General features: G+C 32.9%; 11 protein-coding genes. 9 read left to right on the forward strand and 2 right to left on the reverse strand.

Annotated elements, in window-relative coordinates; translation table 11 throughout:
* The first annotated feature begins 6 nt into the window (after positions 1-6).
* The 5 genes from Q1B05_RS11520 (at position 7) to Q1B05_RS11540 (ending at position 11,420) form a co-directional block, all read left to right on the forward strand.
* Entirely contained in the window at positions 7-1,206 is a 1,200-nt protein-coding gene (locus Q1B05_RS11520) for a putative glycoside hydrolase family 15 protein (protein ID WP_299780802.1), read from the forward strand.
* Positions 1,207-1,387: 181 nt separating this feature from the next.
* Positions 1,388-2,869 carry a sulfatase-like hydrolase/transferase gene (locus Q1B05_RS11525; protein WP_159023905.1) on the forward strand — a complete coding sequence of 494 codons (1,482 nt, stop codon included), beginning with the start codon at positions 1,388-1,390 and terminating at the stop codon, positions 2,867-2,869.
* Between the two features lie 518 nt (positions 2,870-3,387).
* Positions 3,388-5,688 carry a right-handed parallel beta-helix repeat-containing protein gene (locus Q1B05_RS11530; protein WP_299780809.1) on the forward strand — a complete coding sequence of 767 codons (2,301 nt, stop codon included), beginning with the start codon at positions 3,388-3,390 and terminating at the stop codon, positions 5,686-5,688.
* 372 nt (positions 5,689-6,060) lie between these two features.
* Positions 6,061-8,376 (forward strand): carbohydrate-binding protein, encoded by a 2,316-nt coding sequence (locus Q1B05_RS11535; protein WP_299780811.1) that lies wholly within the window; start codon positions 6,061-6,063, stop codon positions 8,374-8,376.
* Positions 8,377-8,513: 137 nt separating this feature from the next.
* Positions 8,514-11,420 carry a DNRLRE domain-containing protein gene (locus Q1B05_RS11540; RefSeq protein WP_299780813.1) on the forward strand — a complete coding sequence of 969 codons (2,907 nt, stop codon included), beginning with the start codon at positions 8,514-8,516 and terminating at the stop codon, positions 11,418-11,420.
* Positions 11,421-11,562: 142 nt separating this feature from the next.
* Here Q1B05_RS11540 and Q1B05_RS11545 read toward each other — a convergent pair whose 3' ends face one another.
* Positions 11,563-12,015 carry a PA2169 family four-helix-bundle protein gene (locus tag Q1B05_RS11545; RefSeq protein ID WP_299780815.1) on the reverse strand — a complete coding sequence of 151 codons (453 nt, stop codon included), beginning with the start codon at positions 12,013-12,015 and terminating at the stop codon, positions 11,563-11,565.
* 351 nt (positions 12,016-12,366) lie between these two features.
* Positions 12,367-17,091, reverse strand: a complete 4,725-nt coding sequence (locus tag Q1B05_RS11550) for a carbohydrate-binding protein (protein WP_299780817.1) — start codon at positions 17,089-17,091, stop codon at positions 12,367-12,369.
* A gap of 1,141 nt (positions 17,092-18,232) precedes the next feature.
* Between Q1B05_RS11550 and Q1B05_RS11555 the strand changes: the two genes are divergently transcribed.
* From Q1B05_RS11555 to Q1B05_RS11570, 4 genes are all read left to right on the forward strand, one after another.
* Complete coding sequence (locus Q1B05_RS11555) at positions 18,233-19,777, forward strand: sialate O-acetylesterase (protein ID WP_299780819.1); 1,545 nt, start codon at positions 18,233-18,235, stop codon at positions 19,775-19,777.
* Positions 19,778-19,806: 29 nt separating this feature from the next.
* Positions 19,807-21,258, forward strand: a complete 1,452-nt coding sequence (locus tag Q1B05_RS11560) for a glycoside hydrolase family 30 beta sandwich domain-containing protein (protein ID WP_299780821.1) — start codon at positions 19,807-19,809, stop codon at positions 21,256-21,258.
* A 103-nt stretch (positions 21,259-21,361) separates the two neighbouring features.
* Positions 21,362-22,996, forward strand: coding sequence for a hypothetical protein (locus Q1B05_RS11565; RefSeq protein WP_299780823.1), 1,635 nt, complete (start codon positions 21,362-21,364; stop codon positions 22,994-22,996).
* A 54-nt stretch (positions 22,997-23,050) separates the two neighbouring features.
* Positions 23,051-23,758: a DUF6250 domain-containing protein gene (locus Q1B05_RS11570; RefSeq protein ID WP_299780825.1), complete on the forward strand. Its 708-nt coding sequence runs from the start codon at positions 23,051-23,053 to the stop codon at positions 23,756-23,758.
* Positions 23,759-23,923: the final 165 nt, after the last annotated feature.

A 23,923-nucleotide genomic window follows, 5' to 3' on the forward strand; every position in this document is an offset into this window, starting at 1 on the left:
TATAAAATGAATCTATTTAAAAACACACTACGTACTATTTGTTGTTTTTTTGTTATGAGTTTGTGTGCGTATGGGCAACAGAAATCATTACTAAAGGTTAGTGATGGCTCTCCTTTTAATGCAAAATCTTATTTCCCAGAATTTAGTTGGAATACTACACCAATGTATTATCATTTTGGAGATATAGATCGTGTATTAGAGCCAAATGAAGTTGAGTTTATCTCAGAACGTACAGATTTCATATGTATAGAAAAATCACATGCTTACCATTTGCTTGGTGATCAAGTATTAGGAACACAACATGAAGTAGAAGCGTTTCATAACATAAAACCAGAAACTAAAGTGCTGTTCTATTATAATTCTTATTTGGCATGGCCTTACCCTAGATTTAATAAAGAATTTACTCCAGAAGGTATTGCTAAAAATCCAGAATTAGCCAAATTCCTATTTGTAGATCCAAAGACAGATAAATTAAGAGAAAAAACCAGACCTGATTTTTCATATTATTTTGATGCTTTAAATCCGGATTTTCGTGAATGGTGGGTGAAATCTGCTGTAGAAGGTGTTAAAATTTCAGGAGCCGATGGTATTTTTATCGATCGTATGAATGTGGGGTTAAATTCAGATTATCCTAATGATAAGTTAGTGGAAATAGCAAAAGCTAAAGGAGAAATGATGGCTGAACTAAAAAAACAAATGGGACCAGATAAAATTTTAGTTGGTAATAATGCAGCGAGAACCGAAGAGGTTTATCCGCATTGTGATGCTTTCTTTTTCGAACACTATAACAGCAGTGTTACCAATAAAGAAAACCTACTTGAAGAATGGAGAGATATGACTAGAATTGCCAAAGATGGTAAAATTTCAATTTACCGTTTCGGAGCTAAAGGAAAAAAGAAAACCGATATTACTATTGGGGCTACCGATACAGAAGGAATGGAACAACGGTCTAAAGATCAGTTAGAATATTTTCAAGCCTGTTTCCTTATCGGAGCTCAGCCATATTCGTATTTTCAATGGAATTGGGGATGGAATTTAGACGATGGAAATCTAGTAGATTACCCTGCTTTACAAAAACCATTAGGAAGTCCTAAAGGAGAATTTAAAAGAGAAACTCCTGATGGATGGATTTTTACTCGTGAATTTGAACACGCGAGTGTTTGGGTGAATACGGATACTAAAAAGGCTAAAATTACTTGGTATTAATGTATTTGTTTTAGTAGTTAAAAAATGTATCACGCTTTAACCTTTTAGCACTGGAAGTATATTGCTTAAAAGTACCGTTGAATTATTTAAAGGTAAATAAAATTTATTTTATACATAAATAGTGCAACTTAATATATAAGACAAAAAATTAGAAATAAAATAAATTAATAAAATGAATCAAATGAAATTATTTAAAATTTTAGGGCTTGTTTTAATAACAACGTTGTCCAGTTGTAAAACAGAAAATAAGCAACAGACAGAGAAAGAAACAGTACAAAAACGACCAAATTTTCTATTTGTATTAGTAGACGATCAGTCACCTCTAGATTTGCAAGTTTATAATGCAAAATCAATCTTGGAAACACCAAACATTAGTAAATTGGCAGATGACGGTATTGTATTTGAACAAGCCAGACATATGGGGTCTATGAATGGAGCTGTATGTACACCTTCCAGACATATGATTATGAGCGGGAGAACGTTATGGCATTTACCTCCAAGTGCAGAATTTCAGTTAGATACGCTTCCAAATCCTATAGACGATCAAACAATTGGTGCCATTTTTAACAGAGCAGGTTATAAAACTATGCGTACTTGTAAAAAAGGAAATTCTTATCCAGGTGCCAACAGACAATTTACCGAAGTTCATGATGCTACCAAACGTGGTGGTACAGAAGAAAGCGGAAGTGCATGGCATGCCAAACAAGTATTAACTTATTTAAATAATAGAGAACAAGCTAAAGAAGAAGATCCATTTTTTATCTATTTCGGATTTTCTCATCCGCATGATACCCGTAATGGAACACCAGAATTGTTAGAAAAATATGGAGCAATTAATCATAAGGATAAAAACAGTCTGCCACCGTTAAATGATAAACAGCCAGCACTTCCAGAAAATTACCTAGAGAAGCATCCATTTTTTCATGGGCATCCAGATTTAAGAGATGAAGAACGTGTAAGTGGCGTGTGGAAAAATAGAGATGAGAATACCATTAGAAATGAAATGGGGCGTGAGTTTGCATGTTCAGAAAATATAGATATTCAATTAGGTAAAGTATTGAAGAAATTAGAAGAGACTGGAGAAATAGACAATACTTATATTATCTATACATCCGATCATGGTATTGCAATTGGTAGACATGGTTTTCAAGGCAAACAAAATTTATACGAGCACACTTGGCGTGTCCCTTTTATAGTTAAAGGTCCTGGATTAGATACAGGAAAACGCGTACAAGGAAATATGTATTTATTAGATGTATTACCAACATTATGCGATTTAGCAGGAATAGATATTCCTGAAACTGTTGAAGGCAAAAGTGTAGTTCCTGTATTAAAAGGAGAAACAGAAGTAGTTAGAGACGTTATGTATGGCGTATATGCCGGAGGTACTAAGCCAGGCATGCGTGCGGTTAAAAAAGGCGATTGGAAATTAATTAAGTACGATGTTATGGATGGTGCTGTTAGAGAAACTCAACTTTTTAACTTGGCAGAAAATCCAAACGAATACCTTCCAGAACATCATAAATCTGGCGAAATGGAAACTAATTTAGCAAACAATCCGAAATATGCTGATAAATTAGCAGAAATGGAAGCTTTATTATTAGAACAAATGATCGCTCATGACGATCCGTATAGATTGTGGAATCAACCACAAATTGATTAAATAAGAATTATTTTAAAATTAAAATTTATGGGATTCTGAACGTGTTTTAGAATCCCATTTTTCTATAATTTAATATTAATACATGAGTCTGAAAGAAATAAAAGTTAAGCTCGATAAAAATTTGGAGACCTAAATGTTGGTATTGAAAAAAGAAATGAAATTCTTAAAATTAGATAAGTACTAGGGTAGAGATTAAGTTTATAACATATTATTTAAAAAAAAAGCAGTTTATCGTTTGTCTATACGATTTACTGCTTTTTTTATATGATTAATTTTTAATTTAAATAGTAAATAAAGAAATGTAAAGGGTAATACTGAAATAAAAAGGCTTAATTTTTTAAAATGACTTATATGTGATATTCAAAGAACTATAATTCATATACATTCTTCTCATATTATAATAATATTACAATAGGATAAGTCTTCTATTTCAGAAGGTTACTTGTTTTAATTGACATTGTAGTCTTGAACTTACAAAATGTTTTAAGACTAATTTAAACCACTATTAAACTACTATTATGAAGAACTATTACGCCTTTAAGCAGCTACTGTTTTTAGTTTGCTTAACTTTTTTATCAACAACATTATGGGCAACAGACCAGAAAGTTGCACCTGGAGAAAGTATACAAACAGCTATAGACAATGTCTCTGCTAGTGGTGGTGGAATTGTAACCCTTGAAAAAGGAACCCATATTATTACTACACCTGTTAGAATGAAGAGTAATGTTACACTCCAAGGTGAAGGAAATTGGGAAAGTTTACTACAAACCACAGTAAACATGAACATGATTATTGCAGATGATGAGGGCTTAGTGAATTTAACCATACAAAATTTAGCCATTCAAGGAACAAACGCAATTAATGGAGGTGGAATTCAAATTACATCGCAAGGTGTAGATCATGAAAATATTACAATTATTAACGTGCATTGTTTCGAAACCGGTTGGGGTGTACATATAAAAGGAGCTAAAAATTTATTGGTTCAAGATTGTCTGTTCGAAAGAAATGGAACAGCAGGTAAAGAGGGCTATGCACATAATATGTACTTACGTCGTGTGTATGGTGCAGAGGTTAGAGATAGTCAGTTTTTAAATTCAACCTCGGCAAACGGAATTAATATTTCATATAGTGAAGATATTAAAGTTTACAATTGTGAAATGTCTGGAAATTACTTCAGAGGAATTCGTGCAGCAAATACAGATGGGTATTTAGTGTACGATTGTATTGTTAAAGATAATGGAGATGTTGGAATTTTAGCAAATTCAGAAGGTGTGCCAACAACTAACATCGATATTAAAAGAAATTGTGTTTCTAATAATGTTAAAGCTGGAATTTCTGGAGTAAATGGTGTTACAGGAATTGTATATGATAATAATTCTCATGGTAATGAAACCGATTATAGTTTACCAAGTTCTGTAACCCAGTCTGGTAATATTTCAGATGATACTATCAATTGTGTTTACGATGATGCACCAAGTGTAGGCTTGTCTGCTGTACCTGGAGACGATATGATTTATTTAAATTGGGGATTAAAAAACATTACCCCAATAAGACAAGATGTATTTAGAGATACAGACTCAGATCCTAGTGGGCGTACTTTAATACAAAGTAAAGTTACTGGATTAGATTTTACAGATACTACAGCCGAAAACGGCGTAACTTACTGGTATTGGATAAAAGTAACCGATGATGTTTCAAACACCTATAATTCTAATGCAGCAACTACAATGGCTGTAAATGTAGATCCGGTAATAACGCTTTCTGCAACAAAAGGAAATAGTGAAGTAGTTTTAAATTGGGAAATGAACGGGATTACTTTAGGCGATCAGGATGTGTTTAGAGATACAGATTCAGATCCAGACGGACGTGTTTCAATTGCAAATAACGTTGAAGGAAATACGTATACAGATGATACAGCCGAAAATGGGACTGAGTATTTTTATTGGATAAAAGCAACCGATGTTTCTGGAGAAAGTACAGATTCTAATGTTGCTAATGCGACACCAGCAGTGCCAGACCCAAGTGTGACTTTACAGGCATATTCAGGAGATAATTCAGTCTTACTACAATGGGAATTAAAAGATATTACATTAGGCGATCAAGATATATTTAGAGATACGGATTCAGATCCAAGCGGACGTGTTTCAATTGCGAATAATGTTGAAGGCGATTCGTATACAGATACAACCGCTGAAACAGGTGTAGAATATTGGTATTGGGTAAAAGCTACAGATGTTTCTGGAGTAAGTACCAATTCTGAACCAGTAAGTGCTATAGCAAAAGCATTGAATCCGCTAATTGTTTTATCTACACAACCTGGTGATGGATATGTAACATTAAATTGGGATATTCAAGATATAAATGTTCAGAACGTAGGGCTTTTTAGAGATACAGACGATAATGCTAGTGGGCGTAAATTAATTTCTAATGGTTTAACAGGAACAACATTCACAGATAATAGCGTAGAAAATGATACAGAATATTGGTACTGGTTAAAAGTAACAGATGTTACTGGAACAAATTTAAATACAGAGGCTATCTATGCCTTACCAAGTACAACACTATCAATAAACGATAATATTAAAGATGGTTTTAAGTTTTACCCGAATCCAACATCAGATAAATTAACCATTAAAATACCGGCTTCTCAATTTGAAACATATACCATTTTAGATATTAGTGGACGCGTAACAAGAATGGGAACTATCGCAAACGGCGTTCAGCAATTAGATCTTAATGTAAAAAAACTAGCCAAAGGTATGTACCTTATTAATCTACAAGGGGCTCAGAATAAAACATTCAAATTTATTAAGAATTAAAACATGCTTGCATTCGTATGAATATAAGAATAAAAGGCATCTTGTTTTGTAATAAGTATGATGCCTTTTATTAAAAACATAATGTCTTGAAATACATGTAGGTCATTTATTTGTCAAATAATCTAACTTTTAAGCTCAGACAAAACTATTGACTATTGATTCAATAGCAGTCGCGGTAAACATTATCTAAAATTTTAAAGGTATACGTCTGCAAGAAATTTTAAGATTTTAGCTTGATTTAATAAACTTTTCATGAGTGGCGTTTATTCCTTATTAAGAAGAAAGGTTGATTTAATTCTTTAAGAAGATTAAATTTTGAATTATCTACAAGTATTAATTAAACGAATAATAATCAATAAAAAAACAAAAAAGATGGTTAAAAATATTAAGATTAGTCTTGTTTTTATACTTGTCTTACTTTTAAACCTAACAAGTTCTTATGCGCAGTTAACGCATCCAGGAGGTTGGTTAGTGGAAGATGATTTAACACTTATTAGAAACAAGGTCGCAGCACAAGAAGAACCATGGTATAGTGCTTGGCTTGAATTGAAAAATGATAATATAGATGAGACTTATACAGCAACTGTATCGTCTAATATTACAGATAGTAATGCTATTCAAAGACAAGGGCATGCAGCCTATATTTTGGCTATAAAATGGGTTGCATCAGGTAATAAAGCTTATGCAACTGCCGGAATTAATATTATTGATGCTTGGGCAAGTACCGTTACAGAATTTAATACTACTAATTCTCCACTTAGAGAAGGTATTGGCTCAAACAAAATGGCCAATGCTGCCGAAATTCTTGCTTGGGGGTTTAATGGTGAAGCAGGTTGGTCTTCATCCAAAATTATTGAAGCACAAAATTGGTTTCAAAACGTAATTTACCCTATTACCAGTACCGGTCCAAGCCGGTCAATGAACTGGGGAACCTCGTGTTTAGCTGGTAATATGTCTATGGCAATTTTTTGTGATAACATGACCATGTTTAATGATGCTGTTGATGCCTATAAATTTGGTTTTACTAATACTACTGATGGATGTGCTGGCGTTACGCAATATATTATAAATGATGAGGGACAATGTTTTGAAAGTGAGAGAGATCAGGGGCATACCCAAGGAGGTATAGCCCATTTGGTAGAACCAGCTCTTATTGCATGGAATCAGGGCGTAGATTTGGTAAGCTATGAAAATGATAGACTTGTTGCTGGAATGGAGTACACGGCTAAATACAATCTTTTCAATGATGTGTCTTGGACAGATAATGTACCTAATCCATGTAATCAAACACATAGCTGGATGAATAATGGTTTTATTAGTGCCGATGGTCGTGGCGATTTTTCACCTATATATGTCATGGCATCTACACTGTTCACACGTGCAGGTAAGTTGCACCCTTATACCAAAGAAGTTATAACACATGAAGATTACGGTCAACCAGAAACATACAATGACGATCATCCAGGAGCAGGAACACTGTGTCTTACTGTAGATGAAAATCCTGGAGAACCTATAAGTGGACTTGATTTAAATGGTTTGCCAGAATATAATATGAATGTATTACCTATGACTATAGAAGCAGAGAATTTTGATTTTTTAGATTCTAATGGTCAAGATAAAACATACAATGATCTTACTAATACTAATGAAGGTGGTCAATATCGTACTGATGAAAATGTAGATATCGAATTGCTATCAGGTGGTGGATATAATATTACAAGTATTAAAAATGAAGAATGGATTTTATTTACCGTTGATGTGTCATTAAATGGTACTTATGATATAGATATAAATTATGCTGCCGCTAATGGTAATGGAACCGTAAAATTTAATTTAGATGGAACAGATATCACATCAAATGTATCGGTGCCTTTTGGTTTGCCAAATTCAACAGGATTAACAGATTGGAAAAACTTTAATGTTGCAAGTAATGTTAGATTATCTAAAGGGGTAAAGGTTCTAAAAGTTTTATTCGGTGGCTCAGACGATGCTTTCAAATTAAATAATTTTACGGTATCACTAGTGGAAGCAGATCCTGAAGAGACTGTTTTTATTCAGGCGGAAGATTATAGTGCAATGAGTGGTATAGAAGTAGAAACAACAGAAGATGTAGGTGGCGGAGAAAATGTTGGTTTTATAAATGATGACGATTGGATGGAATATAATATTGATATTATTAACTCTGGTACTTATATTTTGAATTACCGTGTTGCCAGTAGAAGTGGAGGAGGTTACGTACAGGTTCTAGTCGATGGTGTATCTCAAGGTAATACAAGTATTGATGCAACAGGAGACTGGCAACAATATACAACATTAAGTACTATGGTAAAATTATCATCTGGTAGTCATGTAATTCGGTTATATGCCACTTCTGGAGGGTGGAATATTAACTGGATAGAATTTGTATTAGATGAGGCAGATTCTTTATCGAATGAAGAGTTTGATATTATAGGTAATACTATCCGTTTTTATCCAAACCCAGTTAATGATGTACTTACAATTGAAATGCCTACTGCAGATTACTACCAATACACAATTATAGATATTACGGGCAAAGTAATTAAAGAAGAAGTTCTCCAATCTGGTTTAAGAAAAGTAGAACTTAATGTAAGTGATTTGTCTAAAGGCATGTACCTTATTAGTCTACAAGGAACTCAGAATAATACATTTAAATTTATTAAGAATTAAAACATGCCTGTATTAGCATGAATATAAGAATAAAAGGCATCGTGTTTTGTAATACATATGATGCCTTTTATTAAAAACATAATGTCTTGCAATACATGTAGGTCATTTATTTATCAAACAATCTAACTTTTAATTTTATGAGAAAAAACTTTACTAGAATGGACATTACCAATCCATCTTTATTTAAGAAAAAAATCAGTTGTATACTCCTTTTGTTTTTAGGGATATATACTGTTCAAGCCCAATTTGTGCACCCAGGAATAACTCACAAACAATCAGATTTAGACCGTATGAAATATATGGTTGAAACTCAGGTAGATCCTTGGTATACATCTTACCAAGAAATGATTTCCGATACAAAATCTAGTTACGATTATGTTGTACAAGGAGATGAAAGTTTTACTGAATTAGGAAGAGATTCAGGGGTGAATTATGGAGCATGGAATAGCGATATTCGTGCAGCTTATTATAATGCCCTTAGATGGTATATAGAAGGAGATAGCAGACATGCAGATAAAGCTATCGAAATTTTTAAAGCATGGTCTAATTTAACTTCAGTAACCAGTGGTGGAACCGAATCTTTAAGTGGAGGTATAGCCCACATTATGGTTGAAGCTGCTGAAATTATTAAAAGTACGTATTCTGGTTGGTCAGAAAGCGATATTCAAGCGTTTAAAGATATGTTGGTATATCCAGGATATTCTAATACAACGGTACCTGATGATATTAGAAATAATGCTACATTTTATTGGAAATCGTATATCGGAGATCCAGTTCGTCATGGAAATCAAGGCCTATCAGGATGGAGAACGGTAATGGCAATGGGTATATTTTTAGATAATGAAATCATGTACGACCGTGCTCTTAGATATGTTAAAGGATTACCACATCGGTCAGATGATTTAGCATACCCTGCAGGTCCAAATACAAGTGATGCTATTACAGCGACAGGAGATTATGCAGATACTTATAGTATAACTAGAGGTTACGATGTCGAAGATTATGGTTATAATGAAGTCATGACTAACTATATATCAGATAACGGTCAATGTCAAGAAAGTTCACGCGATCAACAACATACCATGTTTGGTATAGGTCTTTTAACGTCTATGGCAGAAATGGCATGGAATCAAGGCGATGATCTTTATGGTTTTACAAACGATAGATTATTATTAGGCCTAGAATATAACATGAAGTATAATGTGTCTGCTATACAGACCTACGACGATCAGTCAACACCATGGGAACCATCTGTAAGTTCTGGAGAATTTAAAGAAGGATTTGATAGAACAGGTCGCTGGTATTCTAAAGCTATTAGTCCTGTTGGAGTAGGTGATTTTCCAGGTATTCGTCCTGTTTTTGAAATGCCGGTAGCACATTATTATGGGCGTGGTTTTAAAACAGAAGATGACGTAAAATGGATTACTCGAGCTAGAGATAAAGCCATTGAATTATCTAGTTATGAAGCTGCTGGATGGACTAACGATGCTTTAGGTTGGGGGGCTTTAACGGCACGAAGACCAGTGTTATGTTATGGAGATCCTATAACTGGTTTTGATGGTTTAGGTTTACCTATGTATGCGATACATGATATTTCAAACCTTATTGAAGCCGAAAATTTTGATTACGATCCTATTAAAAACGGAGAAGGTAGAGTGTATCATGATTTAAGTGCGACAAATACTGGAGGAGCCTATAGAACCTTTGATAGTGTTGATATAGAAGAATTGGGTGACGATAATTATAATATTACAGGCATTGAGTCTGGAGAATGGTTAACTTACACTATTACGGTTCCAGAAACAGGTCTGTATAGTTTTTCTATAAATTATGTAGCAAGTGGGGCCGACGGAACTATAAAATTAACTTTTGGTGGTGAAGATAAAACAGAAGACATTGTAGTACCATATGCTACAGAAGATTCAGATTGGGTATCCTTTAAAATAGCAGATGATATCTTGTTAAATAAAGGCGTTCAAAGTTTAAAAATTACATTTGGTGGTACATCAGAGGCTTTTAAATTAGATAACTTTACAATCGCCCAAACAGGTATTGTTAAAGAGGATCAAGAGATTCAATTTTTTACTTTGCCTTATAAGGTTTTAGGAAGTGAAGATTTCGATCCTATGGCAACTTCAAGTTCAGATTTGGCTGTAAGTTATACAAGTTCTAATGAGTCTGTAGCTACAATTGTAGATGGTAAAGTTCATCTTGTAGGTATTGGAGTTACTACAATTTCAGCAATTCAAGAAGGCGATGATGCATTTAATCCTGCTTCAGAAGTAACACAAGAATTAAATGTTGTAAACCAAATAGGAGGTACTCTTGATTTAATTGTTGATGCAGATGCTTACGTACATGAAAGTAAAGCAAATGATAACTTTGGAGATGTTACAAGTATGGTAACTAAAGTAGATGCACGTTATGTGTATTTAAAATTTGATTTAAGTACAGTGCCAGGACCAATTGTTTCTGCAAAATTAAGAATGTATCAACGCACAAAATACGAAGATATCCGTGTAGTTTACGATGTAGAGGATGATAGTTGGGTCGAATCTGAAATTACATGGAATAATAAACCAAATTACGAAAATGAACGCTCTAGAGTAACTACCATTCCATCTACTTGGAGTGAGTGGGATGCATCTTCTTATGTGGCTCAAGAGTATAATACCGATAAAATAATTTCAATGGCTATAAAAGATCCCGCTAATAGTGGTATTGGGATAGATTGGTATAGTAAAGAATTTGAAGATAATTTACCACCTCAATTAGTAATAGAATATTATAATGAGTCTTTAGGTGTTCAAACTAATAATATTACAGTAGCATTATACCCGAATCCAGCAACGCATGAGTTTATTATTTCTAGAGCTGCAGGAGCAAGTATGACTATTTATAATGTTATGGGAAAGTTAGTGCTTCAAAAGCAAATAGAAAATAACGAGCAAGCCATAGACGTAAGTCAGTTTAATAGCGGAATCTATTTTGTGCGTTTAAATAATAATGGCGTATTATCGACTAAAAAATTGATTAAGAACTAGTCTTATGTACTGCATAAATTGCAGGATAAATCATATTCTGTAATTTAAAAATCAAGTATAATTATCATAAAAAAATCGACCTTAGTTCTCGTAAGAATTAAGGTCGATTAATTTTTATATACGTTTTGTTTTTTTAACTAATTTATGATCTAATATCGGCAACAGTTTTAATTTTTTCTAAACCACTTTCAATAGTATACTTCTGAGATTCTAAAATGGTTTTTGTGCTTAAAGGTAATTCCGTTTCGTTAATAATATTTTGATACTCTTCTACAGCTGCTTTTTCTCCACGAATAGCTTCTTCGAGCATGGCATCTTCGTTATTTGTTGTAAATGCCGATTTAATATCCATCCATGTTCTGTGGGCTTGTCCTGTAAGACTTCCTCCTTTATCTATCTCTTGTCCGTAAGCGCTTAACTCTTGTTTTAATTCATGTCCAAAGGTTAAACGTTCCTGAGATTTTCTTTTAAAATAATTTTTAAGAGGTGTTTCTTTGACGTGTTCTGCTGCTTTAGAAAAACCTTTTTCGGCATCATAAGTTTTTTCTAATAAATCGTTTAATTTGTTTCCAATACTATCTGTGTACGTTTTCATAATTTTATTTTTTTGATTAATACTTATCAATGAACATGGTTAATTGTGTTCATTTAAAGTCAAAATTATAGGAAGTATGTCTTTTCAATTGTTGCAATCAAATTAAAAATTAGCTTTAAAAAATAGGGTGTTGTGTTATGGTGAAACGACAGCATTTTTTTTTGACTAAACTCTTATTTGGAAAGTTGTTATAGAGTCTTGTAAAGAATAAGCTATTGGAATGTGTTTAAATTAAATGGGGTATATAAGGACTGTTTTTTCAATCTATTAATATTAAATCTTACTTATTGTACATAAAAAAAGACTGCCTTTTCAGACAGTCTTTTAATAATATATTATAACTAATTTAGTTTATTGTTTCATTATTTTCTTAACAGTAACTTTACCCTCATTCTCTATTTTAACCAGATACAATCCGTTTGAAAAATGGCTTAAATTAATGACTTGATTGTTAGTCGTAATTTGTTTTGTAAGGATTTGTTTTCCTGTAATGTCATAGATATCTATTTGTGCACCTATTCCGTTTTTAATGTTTAAAACATCAGATACAGGGTTAGGGTACATAAACACTTTTTGATAATCTTCGTCACTAACCGACAGGACAGTACCTTCATTAAATTTTAACCAGTTTATATTTCCAATATTTTCAGATTCTCCTTTAAATACAAGGTAAATATCATGAGTTCCTTCTATGGTAGTTATGTTTTCAGAAACAGTAGTCCATGTGGTTAAACTTTCTGTATTTGGTACAGCTATAGTAGAAATAAGTGTCCCGTTATAATCGTCTATACGTACTTCAATACTATTTCCATCAGATATAGAAGCTAGTCTTAAAGATATAGAAGCTGCAGCATTAATGTCTAAATTACTGTACATTAGCCAATTTTCGTTTTGTAAATTACTTACTTCTTCTTCACCATCTACATCTGTTGTAGCAGAGATAATAGTGTTGGAGGCTATACTGTAATCTTCAGCTTCAATTCTTACAAAAGGCTCAAAAGGTTCTGTAGTTTCTAGACCAGAGAAATGGAACCAGTTTATATTACAAACATTCTTACTTGTTTCAGTATTAAAAATAAAATACACATCGTGAGAGCCGGTAACGTTAGTAATGTTGCCTGTAACGGTTTCCCAATTATACCAACCTCCAGTATTGTACAGGTTAATAATTCCAATAAGATCTCCATCGGCAGCATCTGTTCGAACTTCTATAAAGGCATCATCGTAAACAGAACCAATACGTGCACTTACACTTTTAGCGTCTGTAAGATCTATATCGCTAAACATAACCCAATCTCCAGGAACGATACTTCTTAAATCTTCTTCACCATCAACATCAGACGTGGTTTTAATAGAAGGATCTCCTTGCTGATTGTCGTAATCTTCGGCTTCTAATCTTTCAAATGAGTTTTCATAAAGCTTGAATTGTAACCAGTTTATGTTTACCAGATCGTCTCCATCTCCTTTAAAAATAACATAAATATCGTGTTCTCCAGTCACTTCTTTTAACGTAGCAGATATAGTGTTCCAAGAATTATTAGCTCCCGTATTTGGTACATTTATATAAGAAAATAATAGTCCGTCTGGTGCATCTAGTCTAAGTTCAATTGCAGTGTTATCATTAGCACTTGCAACTCTTAGATCTAAACTATAAGCATCTGTAATATCTAAGCTTTTATACATAAGCCAGTCGCCATTTTGAATATCTCCAACTTGATCTATTCCTGTATTATCTGTAGTTGAAACCGTTTGTGTTCCATTTTCTGCATCGTAATATTCTGCTTCAAACATAGAGAACGGATTTATTGGTGCTCTTACAAAAGCATCAGAAAATTCGAACCAATTAATATTACAGACATTCGCACTTTCTGTAGTTGTATATACTAAGTATACATCGTAAATACCTGTAACATCTTCAATATATGCACTTGCAGTTTCATAAGTTTGCCAAGCACCTGTATTTGGGACATCTATAATTCCAATTAGCATCCCGTCTGATGCATTTATGCGTACTTCAACTTTAGCATCATCATAAGTAGAAGCTACCCGCGCATTAATACTGGTTACGTTTGTTAAATCTAAACCCGCATACATACTCCAGTGTCCTGGTTTAATACTTCCTAAATTTTGTCCGCCACCTTCGTCGCCAGTAGTTCCTATTCTAGGACCATCGGAGTCTGTAAAATCTTCGGCTTCAATTCTTACAAAAGGATCTGTAGATTCTACAATGTTTATTTTTGAAATGGTATAAACATTTTCTGTACTAATTGATTTTCCTTCAATAATTAATTCTAGAGTTTCTCCACTTAGGTTTGTTACTACTCCAGAAGCTTCTGAAGGGATACCTGTGTTTTCAGAAATAGCTATGCGTTCTCCTCCATCTAATTTGTAATACATATTAAGATAGTCTGCGGCCGTTAATGTTTCTGTTCCTGAAAATGAGATATAAGTGTTTACACTAGTTACACAGCTAATATCGATTAATCCAGAAGTCCATTGTTTTTCTTCATTTTGAACATTAAAAACGTCAGGATTAAAAGGGAGCTCACATGGATTTACAAAATCTATACCTTGTAATTGCATCCAGTTTAAAAGCCAACCAGAAGAGTTTGATGTTAATCTTAATGTATGAGTACCTGCTGTTAGGTAAGTTGTATGTGCACTTGCGGTTGTCCAAGTTGATGCACTTCCTGTGGCTGGCAACATAACTTGTTCTAGGTCTTGATTATCTAATTGCACGTTAAAATCTATAGCTTCTGAAGCACTCGCAATACGATAACTAAATGCATAAGTGGCCGATTTTTCAATGTTTAAAGTGTATTCCATCCAATCGTTGGCATCTATAGCGCTAACTTGATCTGTACCACTAATGTCTGTAGTTGTTTCTGTTTCTACACCACTCATAGTTGAATAAGCTTCTCCTTCAATAGTAATATTGCCTTGTACTGAAATATTAAAGGTTGCTGTAGAGGTTTGTCCGCAATCATTAGTGTACGTTACATTATATTCTCCAGCATCGGTGGTTTGAATATTTTCAAGCATTACAACACGTTGGTTAGAAATAAAGTTGTTTGGTCCTGTCCAACTCCAGCTTCCTCCAAGTTCTGGTTCAGGTTGTAATCGTGCTGTGTTTCCAGGAAAAACATTTAGATCTGTGCTTTCTAATAGATTTAAAGAAATGCCTAAAGCATTTAATTCTTCAACAAAAGGATCTATAGTAACCACTGCGCATTCTAGAGCAAGGTCTAGCCAATTGAAGTTCCAATCTGCGCTTTGTGATGTAATTCTTAAAGTATGTGTTCCTGATTCTAAATAAAAAGGTGTTTCAGAATGTACTGTATTCCAAGTTTCATTATCACCTGTGGCAGAAAAATTAATGTATTCTAAAGTATCTTCAGCAGAAGATAAAGTAAATTCGCCTGTATTTGCACTTGCAATACGGTATCCCATAGTGTAAGTACCGCTTAATTGTACATCTACATCGTATTCTAGCCAATTACCAGAAGTAATATTGGTAACTTGATCTGTACCGGTTTCATCTGTAGTTGTTTGTACAGTAACCCCTTCCATATTTGTGTAATCTTCAGCTTCAATTTTAGAAACAGAAACAGCAGTATGTACAATATTGTTATTGGTACCTAAATCTGTTACCATACCACCGGATTGTCCTGTTATATAAGATGCATCTTCACTTAAATTGATAGCAAAATTAGTTTGGTTATCTATTACAATATTATTTGCAGTAAAGTTATCTTGATTTGCTAGTGCATCTCCTAGTGAACTTATATGATTTCTTTCTCCTCCAAATTTAATTTTCAAGTCTTGATTAATAACTAAGCCAGGAGCACTTTTAAGTGTAATGTTATGATTACTTCCACCAATATAAGCTACATTTCCAGAACCATTATAATAGGGGTCTTCAGCGGGAATTACAGTAATCTCTGCATCGAAATTTTTATCTGTTGTATAAGTCGTGGAATATACAGGACCATAAGCACAATCTGCATAAGAATCTACTACAGTTCCAGTTCCTAAAGAAAAGCCGTTTTCACAACCAATTGCTGTGGTACCTTCTACATATTTAGTACCTGTGGCATGGGCCAATGTAACACCTGTTCTTAAGTGTTTTATTGTACAGTTTTTTACAGTAACATTAGAGGTTCCTCTGCTGTATTCTACACCATCTATAATGGTTTCGCCAGCATTATAGGCACGTATACCAGCTTCACCAGTACTTTTCATATATCCGGGAGGTAATTTATAACCCCAAACGGTATAAAAGTCGATTAAATCGGCAGGAGAACCTGTACCTTCTTCAGCTAGCATATCGTCTGTAGAACGCATTTCTCCTTCTAAATAACAATCTTCTATTAAAGCATTGTTAGCTGCTTGCATAAACATACAGTGTCCATAAGTTCTATGAATTATAGTAACTCCTTTGGCATGGTTAGATTCCCCACGAATTAAGAATGCACTGTGTTTTTTATGGCTAATGGTATAGGTGCTTCCTTTACCAAAAGAGTCTCCGTAGCCATAAGGAAACGAACCTTTTGCTGTAATGTGAAAACCTTCTATTCTGTTATAGGAACCATCCATTGTAATGTTACATGCTCCGTTTTTTGGAAAATCGTCTACACTACCTAAATCGACTAAAGTCAGGTTTTTAAGGACATTGTTATTTCCTGTTGTTTGGAATTCATAAAAATTATCGTAGTCATCTGTGTATGCATTAAATACAGCAGTTTCTACATTAATGGTAACATCTGTAAAATCGTAAACGCTGTTATTTCCTGAGACTAAAAAGAGCACATAGTTCTTTCTGTCTAAAAAATCTGTATAATCTGGAAATAATCCATTTTGAATATCCTCTGCGGTAACGGTATACGTTCCAGGAGCTAAGGTAACTTCTACATTGTCTTGTTTTAGATACGGGAGCAGTTCGGTTAAAGTGTTTACTGTAACTTGAGAAAAAGATAAACTGCTAATACAAAATAAGCATAGCATTAGTAAAAAATTTGGTTTTACTGCCAATTGCCCATGTGTTTTCATGGCGTACATTGTTAGTTTTGTTTTCATAATGAAAAAGGTTTGATTAAATTATTTTTTATTAATGACCTTATTCTGTTTCAAGTTACCAGGTACTGTATTGTTCTGAGTTTATTAATCTATTTTAGGAGAGATGATAGATTATTAAATGAACACATAAAATAGTGGTAACCTCGAACAAATCATTAATACGGTTAATGCCCATTTAAAGATCTTATTTACAATTTTTTAAATTGAGATAAATGAGCGTTTTTAAAATTAATCTCTTTCGTTTTTACTAGATATAAACTATCAACCAATATCTGTAATTCATCACCCTTTTATGTTTTTTTAATATGTAAAACATTGATTTAGTGTGTTTTTTGTGATTCTATGTATGGGAGTTGATTAAAAATATGATTAAATGTGTTTCTTTTTTAGTTTAAAGTGAGCGCACTATTTATTAGTGATTAAGAGTTTACTATTTTATAACGTTATTAATAGGTGCAGAAGATGCACTATATAACAGAGGGAGCATTAAAGAGGTTATAGATTTTGTGGTAGCAAGTGGTATTGTAACTTTGAAATAAAGACTACATATAGTAAGGGACTTTTAGTTTTAAAAGTAATATAAACTTTACAACAGGGGGTTAGATTGTAAAGGAGTGATAAAAATGGACAATTCTATTGAAGGTTTTATTCTTCTATATTCAGCTATAATTATATCGTTAAATTTAGGTTTTACCGATTCAATATACTTCTAAAGTAATAAAAATAAGAGCAATTTTTTTAAGAGAAAAAGATGTTTTTTTATCTAAAATAAGAGTACTAAATAAGACTTTTATTAGTTTAAATTAAAATTTATTTTCATAAAAAACAGGAAGAATATATTTTAGGTTTTCCTTGAAGATAATAGTTAAACATAGGTCTGATAATGTGGTAAACCACTTGTAACAGTAAAATGAGTTATAAGTTATAGTCAAAGAATTATAATTTATATCGATTTTAATAATGAAGTTCTAATATTACATTATTAAAAGAAGTGGAGATTTATAAGTGTTAGTTTTTATAAATCTACGTCTTTTATACAAAGAAAATAAAGTTGTTTTTCATTATGAATTTGAGTTGTAATAGATATCGTTTTTTTAAGAGCTGGGCACTGTTAAGTATATTGTTTTTTTGTTTTACACAATTGTTGTTTGCCGATGTAAAAGTGCATGCATTATTTTCAGACCACATGGTAATTCAGCGTGAAACTGTAATTCCAATATGGGGTTGGGCAGATGCAAACGAAATTATTACCATAGAGACAAGTTGGGGAGAATCAGATCAAGTTGTCACAAATTCAGATGGTACTTGGCGTGCAAATCTTAAAACCCCTGAAGCAGGAGGTCCTTATAAAATCACTATATCTTCAAAAAATACAATAGAAATTAACGATGTTTTGTCTGGGGATGTTTGGTTATGCACAGGACAATCTAATATGGATTTCGATATGTCGAAATTTTTAGGAGATTCTAGAGAATCAAAATATCAATCACTTGTAGCGTTTAATAGAAATGAAGTCGCTACAGCAAACGACGATTGGATTCGCCATATAGAAGTACCTCAAACAACATCTTTATTAGAAAAGAAAACAAATTTTACTGCAGATTGGAGATCTGTAAATCCAGATCAAATAAAAAAAATTACAGCTACAGGATATTACTTCGCTAAAGAATTACGTAAACATGTTAATATCCCTATAGGGCTTTTAGAATGTTCTTGGGGTGGTACACGAGTACAACCTTGGATTTCTGAAGCAACATATTTAGAGGATGAAAATATGATAGATTATTTTGAGGCGAGCAGACAAAAATCGAAAGCACAAATCGAAAAAATGGAAGCAGAAGATTATGTCGACACAGCATATCAAAATAAATTAAAAATTTGGGAAGAAAAAGGAAAAACAGGAAGAGCGCCTAAACCAACAACCAACCCTAAAAACGATATGCAGTTACCTGCTACGCTTCATAATGGAATGATTTCAAGTATAGTGCCTTTTAAAATTAAAGGAGCCATCTGGTATCAAGGAGAAAGTAATGCCGTATTTATGAATGATGAATATGAATATTATTTAACAGCTATGATAAATAGTTGGAGAGCGGAATGGGGGCAAGGCGATTTTCCATTTTACTGGGCGCAATTGGCAGGATGCGTTCGTGCGAATGATGAGGCAGATAAAGGATGGGCTTCAGTAAACAATCAACTAAGAAGAACATTAAAAGTACCTAATACCGGTATGGCTGTATTGTATGATATAGGAGAAGCTAAGGACATTCATCCGCATAACAAAATGGATGCCGGAAAACGATTAGCACTTTGGGCATTACAAAATGATTACAATATTAAAATAGATGCAGTAAGCGGACCATTATATAAATCGTATTCTATAAATGGAAAAAAAGTTGAGGTTGAATTTAATGAAGTGGGGTCAGGTTTAATGGTAGGTCATAAAAATCTATTAGAGGCTACTATTGCTGTAAAAGAACCTTTAAAATGGTTTGAGATTCAAGGAGAAGATGGTGTTTGGAAACCAGCAAAAGCCAAGATTACATCTAATAACACGATTGAAGTCTGGAGTAAAGATGTTAAGCATCCTAAAGCAGTACGTTATGCCTGGTCTGGATATCCAGAAGGCGCAAACTTATATAATAAAGAAGGGTTGCCTGCAGCAGTGTTTTCTACAGAAAATTAAAATATAAATAACACTAATTGAAAATAACAATGAACATAAACTTTTTTAATAAACAAAAACCTCTATCTGTATTATGTACAGCGATGTTTTTTGTTTTTGGAAGCCTGTTTGCTCAAAAAGTAGATTTAATATCTACTACAGCTACAAATCGCTGGGAAACACCTAAGCGGTTTTTCAAGAAAAACAAAGAAAACGTTACTGCAGATATTACAATATATACAGATAGTGTATTACAAGAAGTAGATGGTATTGGTGGAGCATTTAATGAATTAGGTTGGGAAGCTTTAAGCGCACTCCCTAAAGAGGCCTCTAAACAAGTTTTTGAAGATTTATTTTCAGAAAATGGGACCAATTTTTCTATGTGTAGAATTCCTATAGGTGCTTCAGATTATGCGTTAAGTTATTATTCAAGTAACGATGTTCCTGAAGATTTTGAAATGCGAGATTTTAATATAGATAGAGATAAATATATTTTAATTCCGTATTTAAAAGAAGCTTTAAAAGTAAATCCTGATTTACAAATTTGGGCTTCTCCTTGGTCACCACCAGCGTGGATGAAAGTAAACGAGCATTATGCTATGCGAAGTGGGAATTTTGAAAATGCTAAAGATGGTAATAGAATGAATCTGGGTGCTGAAATTAAAAATAATGCCACAGCATTTAAAATGCAAGAGCAATATTTAAAAGCTTATGCTTTATATTTTTCAAAATTTGTTCAGTCTTATAAAAACGCAGGTGTTTCTTTATTCGCAATCATGCCTCAAAACGAAATAGCATTTCAACCAAATTGGCCAAGTTGCACATGGAGACCAGAAGATATGGCATATTTTATAAATGGTTTTCTTGGGCCGCAATTCGAGAGTGATAATTTAGATACTGAAATTTGGTTAGGTACAGTAAATTCTGGCGATCCTGATTATGTAAAAACCATTTTAGAAGATAAGAAGGATTCAAAATATATTAAAGGTGTAGGGTTTCAATGGGGTGGAGCAAAATCAATTCCATCGGTGCATAAAATGTATCCAGAATTAAAGTTAATGCAAACAGAAAATAAGTGTGGAGAACATGAAAACGATTGGACTTCTGTTCAGCGATCATGGAAAGATCTTGTTCACTACTTTAATAATGGTACAGGATCTTATATGTATTGGAATATGGTGCTAGACGAAACCGGAAAAAGTGCTTGGGGATGGCCTCAAAACTCAATGGTTGTAATCGATAAAAACACGAAAAAGGTGACTTATACAGACGAATTTTATTTGTTTAAACACTTATCACATTTTGTACAACCTGGAGATCATTTTTTAAAATCTTCAGATGGGGAAAATCATATCGCATTTAAGCTACAAGATGGACGTATTGTAGTATTGTTTAATAATACAGAGCCTAATATAAAAACAATAAATTTTAAAATTGGTACACAAAGTTTTGGTGTTGAGGTTGCAGCAACATCTATAAATACTGTGGTATTAAATAATTAAAACATTATAAATCTGCCTAAAAACAAGAAATATTGAATTCCAATATTATGAGTTTCATAAGGGGGAATTACTATTTGTAAAAAATTAAAATTTGAAAATTAAAATGAAATTATCTAAAAACATAATACTTGGATTAATAATGTGTAGTGTTTTTGTCATGAATGCACAAAAGGCTATTAAGATAGATGCGCAAGCTAAAGGAGAAAAATTCGATCATTATTGGAGTAAAATGGTTGGAGCAGGTCGTGCTAACGAAGCTTTAAGAGCAGGTTGGTTAGAACAAATGCAACAAGTTCAAGAAAATTGTGGTTTTGAATATGTCCGTTTTCATGGTTTATTTCATGACGATATGTTTCCTGTAATTGAAGAACGTGGTAAAACTGTTTATAATTGGCAATATATTGACGATGTTTTTGATAGACTTTTAGATATGAATGTAAAACCATTTGTAGAGTTAGCGTTCTTGCCAAAAAGTATGGCTGCCGAAGATTCTAAAACTGTATTTTGGTGGAAAGCAAATATTACTCCAAATGATTCTACGTTTGATGAATGGCACGATTTAATGAAGGCTTTTACTCAACATTGTGTAGATAGATATGGAATTGACGAAGTGTTAACGTGGTATTTTGAAGTATGGAATGAACCTAATTTATATAAATTGTTCTGGGATGGTACAAAATCTCAATACTTCGAGTTATACAAACAATCTGTAACAGCTGTTAAATCTGTAGATAATCGTCTTAAAGTTGGAGGTCCATCTACAAGTAATTTTGTGCCAGATGAACGTTTTAAAGGTGAAGTAATTAACGATAAAGTTTCCGAAGCCGTTTTTAATGTAGAAGATATTAATACTTTAGATTGGGAAGGTGTTTGGATAGAAGATTTTTTAAAATATTGTGAAAAAGAAAACTTACCAGTAGATTTTGTAAGCTGTCATCCGTATCCAACAGATTATGCGTTTAATCCAGAAACAGGAAAAGGAAGAGGGTTAACACGTTCTGTGAATTCAACAAAATTAGATTTAGAATGGTTGAATAAAACAATTGCTAACAGTGCTTATCCAGATGTAGAAATTCATTTAACAGAATGGAACACGAGTCCGAGTAGTAGAGATGCTATGCACGATCGTTTACCTGCAGCAGCTTATATTGTTAAAACTAATTTAGACTGTATAGGATTAACAAATTCATTAGCATTTTGGACCTTTACAGATATTTTTGAAGAAAAAGGAGGAGCAGCAAGCATTTTTCATGGTGGTTTTGGAATGATTAATTATCAAGGTTTAGAAAAACCATCTTATCATGCTTACAGAATGTTACATGAATTAGGAGATAAAAAAATGTATAAAGATGATTACTTATTTGTAAGTAAAAAATCTAGGGATGGTAAAATTGTAGCATTAGCTTATAATTATCCTAAAGAATATGAAAATGCAGTACCATCAGGAACGAATAAACGCGAAGAAGGAACGAATAAAAAATTAAATTTTTCATTAACAGGATTAAAAGCCGGTGCAACTTTCGAAATAGAAATATTAGATAAAGATCACGGAAATATTCATAACTTTTGGGAAGCAATGGGTAAACCTGAGCCACCAACACGTGAACAGATTAAGACAATGAAAACTTATGCAAACACCATGAAAATAGATACTGTGAAAGCAGATAAAAAAGGGGTGTTGAAAATTAATCAAGAGATTACACCTTGGAGTTTGGTTTTAATAAAACAAATTAATTAAAAATAACAGATAATGAGAATGTTTCGAAATTATAAAAGGTTAGCCACCAGTGTTATGGTATTAACAGTAGCACTAATGGTTTCGTCTTGTGGAGGAAAAACAAAATTGGTTAGTATAAAAGATAAAGATGTGAACGCAAAGTTGATTTTTGAAGAAAATTTTGATTCAGATTTATCCCATTGGAAAGTTGAACAAGTACCAAAAGGAACTGTAGAGGTTAATAATAGTAAATTAGAAATTAATGATGTTTCTGGATGTACAGTTTGGTTAACAGAACCTTTTAAAGGATCTATTCAAATTGAATATGATGTGTTTTTAATTCAAGATAATGGACCAAACGATCGTGTGTCAGATTTAAATTGCTTCTGGATGGCAACAGATCCTAAAAATCCATCAAACCTATTTGCAGATTCAGATAAACGTGGTGGTAAATTTTCAAACTACGATAGTCTAAAATTATATTATATGGGTGTTGGAGGAAACGATAATAAAACCACACGCTTTAGACGTTATGTTGGTGATGGAGAACGTCCATTACTTCCAGAACACGATTTAAGTGCAGAGAAATTTATGTTAGAACCTAATACACCATATCATATAAAAATTGTTGCACATGGTGGTACAATTCAGTATTATAGAAACGATCAGTTATTAATAGATTTTCAAGATTCAGATCCATATACCTCAGGATATTTTGGGTTTAGAACGGTTAAAAATCATATGACTGTAGATAATTTTAAAGTATATCAATTAAGTGAATAAAATATATTGTATAGTGTACTATATAATTGTACAATTAAAATATAATATGCCCCAAATCATTTTTTAAAAAATTAATAAAAATCATTTAAAAACAAATAACAATGAGTACGAATTATGAAACGCGTTACGCCTCGAGTCCACAAACGGTTAAAAAATACGATACCC

The sequence above is a fragment of the uncultured Formosa sp. genome, from assembly GCF_947500765.1.
Taxonomy (GTDB): Bacteria; Bacteroidota; Bacteroidia; order Flavobacteriales; family Flavobacteriaceae; genus Formosa.

Bases quoted from the DNA above. Each gene is read 5' to 3' on its own strand.
- Q1B05_RS11520 (WP_299780802.1), top strand. From the start codon at position 7: ATGAATCTATTTAAAAACACACTACGTACTATTTGTTGTTTTTTTGTT.
- Q1B05_RS11525 (WP_159023905.1), top strand. From the start codon at position 1,388: ATGAAATTATTTAAAATTTTAGGGCTTGTTTTAATAACAACGTTGTCC.
- Q1B05_RS11530 (WP_299780809.1), top strand. From the start codon at position 3,388: ATGAAGAACTATTACGCCTTTAAGCAGCTACTGTTTTTAGTTTGCTTA.
- Q1B05_RS11535 (WP_299780811.1), top strand. From the start codon at position 6,061: ATGGTTAAAAATATTAAGATTAGTCTTGTTTTTATACTTGTCTTACTT.
- Q1B05_RS11540 (WP_299780813.1), top strand. From the start codon at position 8,514: ATGAGAAAAAACTTTACTAGAATGGACATTACCAATCCATCTTTATTT.
- Q1B05_RS11545 (WP_299780815.1), bottom strand. From the start codon at position 12,015: ATGAAAACGTACACAGATAGTATTGGAAACAAATTAAACGATTTATTA.
- Q1B05_RS11550 (WP_299780817.1), bottom strand. From the start codon at position 17,091: ATGAAAACAAAACTAACAATGTACGCCATGAAAACACATGGGCAATTG.
- Q1B05_RS11560 (WP_299780821.1), top strand. From the start codon at position 19,807: ATGAACATAAACTTTTTTAATAAACAAAAACCTCTATCTGTATTATGT.
- Q1B05_RS11565 (WP_299780823.1), top strand. From the start codon at position 21,362: ATGAAATTATCTAAAAACATAATACTTGGATTAATAATGTGTAGTGTT.
- Q1B05_RS11570 (WP_299780825.1), top strand. From the start codon at position 23,051: ATGGTATTAACAGTAGCACTAATGGTTTCGTCTTGTGGAGGAAAAACA.